This window comes from Streptomyces sp. NPDC056480 (assembly GCF_042795405.1).
Lineage (GTDB): Bacteria > Actinomycetota > Actinomycetes > Streptomycetales > Streptomycetaceae > Streptomyces.
In genome coordinates this window covers 1-5,324 of sequence record NZ_JBHTSA010000224.1, presented here as the reverse complement: position 1 = coordinate 5,324, position 5,324 = coordinate 1, and the positions used below count along the sequence as shown (strand labels likewise).

The 5,324-nt window shown below is 70.7% G+C and carries 5 protein-coding genes; 1 reads left to right on the top strand and 4 read right to left on the bottom strand.

Annotation, left to right across the window (positions count from 1 at the left end):
• Nucleotides 1-78: 78 nt before the first annotated feature.
• The 4 genes from ACFQ79_RS40190 to ACFQ79_RS40175 all read right to left on the bottom strand — a co-directional run bounded on the left by ACFQ79_RS40190 (nt 79) and on the right by ACFQ79_RS40175 (nt 4,332).
• Nucleotides 79-1,407: a hypothetical protein gene (locus ACFQ79_RS40190; protein WP_383593228.1), complete on the bottom strand. Its 1,329-nt coding sequence runs from the start codon at nt 1,405-1,407 to the stop codon at nt 79-81.
• The gene (locus ACFQ79_RS40185) at nt 1,397-1,984 is read right to left on the bottom strand and encodes a DUF6114 domain-containing protein (RefSeq protein WP_383593225.1); all 588 of its coding nucleotides are present in this window, start codon (nt 1,982-1,984) and stop codon (nt 1,397-1,399) included. Before ACFQ79_RS40185 ends, ACFQ79_RS40190 begins: the two co-directional genes overlap by 11 nt.
• 111 nt (nt 1,985-2,095) lie before the next feature.
• Complete coding sequence (locus tag ACFQ79_RS40180) at nt 2,096-2,764, bottom strand: DUF6230 family protein (protein WP_383593223.1); 669 nt, start codon at nt 2,762-2,764, stop codon at nt 2,096-2,098.
• 590 nt (nt 2,765-3,354) lie between these two features.
• Nucleotides 3,355-4,332 (bottom strand): tetratricopeptide repeat protein, encoded by a 978-nt coding sequence (locus ACFQ79_RS40175; protein WP_383593220.1) that lies wholly within the window; start codon nt 4,330-4,332, stop codon nt 3,355-3,357.
• Between the two features lie 323 nt (nt 4,333-4,655).
• Between ACFQ79_RS40175 and ACFQ79_RS40170 the strand changes: the two genes are divergently transcribed.
• Nucleotides 4,656-5,285: a TetR/AcrR family transcriptional regulator gene (locus tag ACFQ79_RS40170; protein ID WP_383593217.1), complete on the top strand. Its 630-nt coding sequence runs from the start codon at nt 4,656-4,658 to the stop codon at nt 5,283-5,285.
• The last annotated feature ends 39 nt before the right edge of the window (nt 5,286-5,324 follow it).

Here is a 5,324-nt window from a genome sequence, read left to right as displayed (position 1 = left end):
GCCCCCGTCCGCGCTGTGCGGACGGGGGCTTCGCCGTACGCCCGAGAACGTCGTACGCCCGAGAAGGCCGTACGTCGGTCAGCTGGGCTCGATCGTGTTGCGGAGGCCCGGGACCCTCAGGGTGCCGCCGAACTGGCCGGCCTGGATCACCGTCACATCGGTGAAGATGGCGAGCGGGACGTCCAGCGGGGGCGGGGTCGCCGGGCTGAAGGTGACCGGGAAGATCCCGAAGAGGTTGCCCTTCAGGGACTCCGTGTACATGGTCACCGTGCCCTCGGTGATGGTCGATTCCTTGCCCGGGGTGGACCGGACGTGGCCCGACAGACCGTCGGAGTGGACCGTCGTCTGGTGCAGATCCTTGATCTTGACGGTGGTCGCGGTGAACTTCAGCGCCTTCTTGATCTTTCCGCTGCCGGTCTTGACCTCGACGATGCCGTGGTACTTGAGGCCCAGCAGGGTGAGCTTCGTGCTGTCCAGCCGCCACGGCGCGTCCGGGAGCAGCGGGATGCCGGGCTCCAGTTCGGCCGCTGCCAGCGCCTCGGGGTCCGGCACGGCGCACGGGATGTGCGGCTTGGCGCCGTCGGGTATGGACTCGTCCTTCTTGGCGTCCAGGCCCTTGGCGCTCTCGGGGAGTTCCTGGACCTTCGCGCCCGCCTGCTCGGCGGCCTGCTCGATCTGCCTCTTCGTCTTCTCCGCGGCCGGGTCGGCGGTCGCCTTCGGAGCGGTGGTCGACTTCGGCGGAGTGCTCGCGGCCGGGTCGTCGGCGGTCGCCGGCTTCTCGGCGGGGGCCGTCGTGGAGGCGCTCGGGGCCGGTGCCTGGGTCGTCGGGGCCGCCGTGGTGGGCGTCTCCGTCGGCTTCGGGTCCGGGCCGTCGAACAGGTCCTTGAGCGCGTCGCCGACGCCCAGCGGGTCGAGCGGGTTCTTCGACTTCGTCGGCGTGGGGGTGGCCGTCGGTGTCGGCGTCGCGGTCGGCGAGGCGGTGGTCTTCGCCTCGTCCTTCGTCTGACGCGTGGCCGCCTGCCCGGTCTCCGTCGCGGTCGGCGTCGGGGCTCCGGTGGCGGTGGGGCTCGCGGTGGCGGTGGGGGTGGCCGTCGCGGTCGCGGAAGGCGTCGCGGTGGCGGTGGAGGAGGGCGTCGGCTTCGCCGTCTCGGCCGGCTTCTCGGTCTCCTCCTGCGTCGGCTCGTCGGAGCGCGTCACACAGGGGCCGGGGGCGAAGGGGATGTCCTTCTCGTCGGCGAGGGCGAGCCTGGGCGTGAGGCCCATGCCCACGAACACCGCGGTCGGCATGGCGGCCAGCGCCATCGCCTTGCCCGCGGGGCCCTGGATCCTGTTCAGCAGCGACTTGCGCGGGGCCGCGTGCCGCGGGCCCTCCTTCGCGAGCGCCGACTGAGTCTCGTCACCCCGCACTGTTCCTCCCGCCCTTGGCGTCGATCGTCGTGTCGGTCAGCGGCTGCGCGCCCTCACGCTGCTCCGGGAACACGGCCGCAACCATGGCCTCGGTCTCGGGGTCGAGGGCGGGGGCGGCCTCGTCGGAGGCCTCCGGCCGACCGTCGTGCTCTTCTTCGGCCTCTGCCTCGTCGGTCTCCTCGGCCGGCGGGGCGGGCGCCCACGCGGCGGACATGCCGCCGCCGATGACCGCGAACAGATAGCCGACGACCAGGCCACCGAAGTTCGAGACCGGGATGGAGACGAGCGCCAGGACGATCGTCGCGACACCCGCGAACACCCGGACGACGGGCTGGAACCACATCGTCAGACCGAGCGTGATGAGCAGGACGCCGATGATCAGGGCGCCGGCTCCGGCGGTCGTCTGCATGGCGAGGGTGACATTGCCGAGCCGCATGTCCCCGTACGGAAGGTAGGCGATCGGCACGCCGCCGATCATGGTGAACAGTCCCGCCCAGAACGGCCGGGTCTGTCGCCAGACCTTGAACCGGTTCTCCTTCGTGGGGACTTCGCGGGAGGCGGGGATCTCGGCGCTCATGGAACAGCTCCCTGGAAGCGGTGTTGCTGAGAAGTTGAAGAGAGGGTGCCTGGCGGGTGGGACCGCACGGAGCGGCCCCACCCTCAGGACGACCTGGTCCTCGTGGACCGGTCAGTCCTTGTAGCACTCCTTGGCGGTGCCCCGGTGCAGGGACAGGTGGAGGTCGGGGAGCTTGAAGGTGCCGGCCGTGGTGGCCCACGCCTTCTGCTCCACGTTGTTCAGCGTCGCCTGCTCGGCACGCTGGCCGAAGCCGTACGGGTTGGCCTTGGTGTTGGGCTGGATGCCCGGCTTGCCCGGAACCGGCTTGCCGTCGGGGCCCGCGTTGAGCTGGCCGGCCGCGACGCCGATGTCGATGTTGGTGAACTCGGCGTCGGCCTTGAGCTCGGAGACATCGAGGTAGATGCCCTTCGCGTAGACCTTGTCCTTGCCGGTGCCGGCCTCCAGGCGGAGGGTGACGTCACCGACGAACGGCACCTTCGGCGTCACGACCGACTGGCACATGTTCGTGATCCAGGCCTCGGAGAAGCCGGACACCGCCACCGGGGCGGCGAAGTCCTTGCCCTCGAGGTCCTTGCCGGCGTCGACGCTGCCGTACTGGACGAAGTTCGAGCCGACGAGGCTGTTGGCCTTAACCTTGAATTCCTGGCCGGAGATGCTGAAGGACGCGGCCAGCGCGCCCTGGGCCAGGCCGACACCGATCGCGGCCGTCGCGGCCACACTCGGGACCATGACGACGGCGAACCGCTTCCATCTGGTCCCGCCACGAACCTGGGACTTCATGAGAATTCCTCCTTCTCGGACGTACATCTCCGGAAGGGCGCGGGGCCCGTCCTGGGATGGGAGAAGAGCTACGTCCTCGGGAAGGAGAGCGCCGAGGCATCAGGCGGCGCGTTGCGCGTCCGAATCACCGGCGATCACCCCCGAGCGACAACCATGGGCCGCGCCTTGGCGCGCGACCTGATTGGACAGGCCCCGTTCGATGAGAGCGGGAACCCCCCTGTCCACGACCGGTGCCGGAACACCGGTCCACCCGGTGGGGACCCTCGCCGCGTCCCGGGTGGTTGCCGGGGTGGTGCGGTTCGGACCGAGCGTCGCCGATCGTGGTCCATTCCGGGCCCCCGCACAAGGGGGTTCGTTACTGGCTAGTAACGGGTGGATAACCACGTCATGGCGGGGTGGGGCCGAATGGGCACGGAGGGTACGTTCGCGTGGCGAGGAATATCAGCAGATTGCCGGAAGAATACGGACAGACCCACAGGTTCGATTTACTGCAAGTAACAGCGGCCGCGATTACCAAGTTTTGGTAAAGCGCGGCCGCCTTTTGTCACCCTGCTGCCAAATCGTCGGACGATCGGGCGCACCGGACGGGACTAGAACAGCACCCGCGCCAGGGCCTGCCGGGCCGCCGTGACCCGCGGGTCGTCGGCGCCGATCACCTCGAAGAGCTCCAGGAGCCGCAGCCGCGCCGCGTCCCGGTCCTCGCCGACCGTGCGGCGCACGGTCTCGACGAGCCGCCCGAAGGCGTCCTGTACATGACCGCCCACCAGATCGAGGTCGGCGGCGGCGATCTGCGCGGTCACATCGGCCGGACCGTCGGCGGCGGCCTTGCGGACCGCGGCCGGGTCGAGGTCCTGCACCCGGGCGAGGAGTTCGGCCTGGGCCAGACCGAGCTTGGCCTCCGGGTGGGCCGGGTCGTCGGCGAGCACGTTCTTGTACGCCTGGACGGCGCCGGCCAGATCGCCCGCGTCGAGCGCGGACATGGCCGCTTCGAGGATGGCGTCGTACGGGCCGACGGGCTGTGCGGCCGCGGCCGTACCGTCGTCGGGGCCCGCGCCGTCGGCGTCGACGACGATGCCGGTCAGACCGAAGCGCTCCTCGCCGATCTGGATCAGCTGGTCGAGGGTCTCGCGGATCTGGGCCTCGGGCACGGCGCCCTGGAAGAGCGGCAGCGCCTGACCGGCGACCACCGCGAAAACGGCCGGAATTCCCTGGATGCCGAACTGCTGCATCAGCATCTGGTTGGCGTCGACGTCGATCTTCGCGAGCAGGAAGCGGCCGTTGTACTCGACGGCGAGCCGATCCAGGAGCGGGCTCAGCTGCTTGCAGGGCTCGCACCACTCGGCCCAGAAGTCGAGGACGACCGGGACCTCGGCGGAACGCTGGAGCACATCGCGCTCGAAGCCCGCCTCGTCGACGTCGATCACCAGGGCGGACGGGGGCACGGCGGCGGGGCCGCCCTGCCGGGCGGTGGCGGCGCGCGTCTGCTCCGCCTTCGCCTTGGCCTCTCCGGCCGCCTTCACCGCGGCGAGGTCGACGACGCCGCTCATGGACATGTTTCGGGGCTGCATGCCTACATCCTCCCCCTTCCGCGCGCGTAACCGGTAAGTCATGGCTGAACCGTGCCGTCCGCACGTCTCCCGCCGGTGTGCGAGACGTGGGGCGACACGGTTCTTCGTCTTCGGTTCGCACCGGGTCCCCACCCGCTGCGATGCACCGGGTCCCCACCCGGTGCCGTGGTTGTCGCTCAGGCCGCTCAATGCCTTTCGCTACAGGTCGTAGCGTAACTCTCCCGGGTGAGCCGCGGGGAGGGCGCGGAGCGGATCCGCACGGTGAACTGCCTCACACGCCGCCCCTCTGGCGCACTACCTACCGGCGGGTATGGTCGACGTCCATGTGTAGCCGCACCAACCGCAGCAGCCGTACCGGACGCCCCCGCTCCACCGAGGCCGACACGGCCATCCTGGAGGCGACCCGCGCGGCCCTGGTCGAGCTGGGTTGGTCCAAGCTCACGATGGGGGACGTGGCCGGCCGGGCCGGGGTGGCCAAGACGACCCTGTACCGCCGCTGGGCGAACAAGAGCGAGCTCGTGGTCGACGCCGTCGCCGTCCTCTTCGATGAACTCGAACTGCCCGACCTGGGTTCCCTCCAGGCCGACATCGAGAACGTCGTCCTGCAGTTCGCCGCCCTCCTCGAACGCCCCGAGACCAAGACGGCCCTGATGGCGGTGGTGGCCGAGTCGACCCGCGACGAGCCGCTGCGCGAGCGCATACGGGCCTCGATCGTCGACCGGCAGAAGCGGCTCGTCCTGGAGGGCCGGATGCGGGCGCAGCGGCGCGGCGAACTCCCGGCGGACCGGGACCCGGTCGCGGTGGACGCCACCGACGACCTGATCTTCGACGTGATCGCGGGCGCCGTGGTGCACCGCGCGCTGGTGAGCGCGGAGCCGGTCGACGAACCGTGGGTGGCGCGGCTCTCGGCGCTCCTGGTGGGCGGCCTGGGAGCGGCGGCGGCCGCCGGCTGAGGCCCGCACGCCTCAGGGGCGGTACGGGAGTTCCCGTAC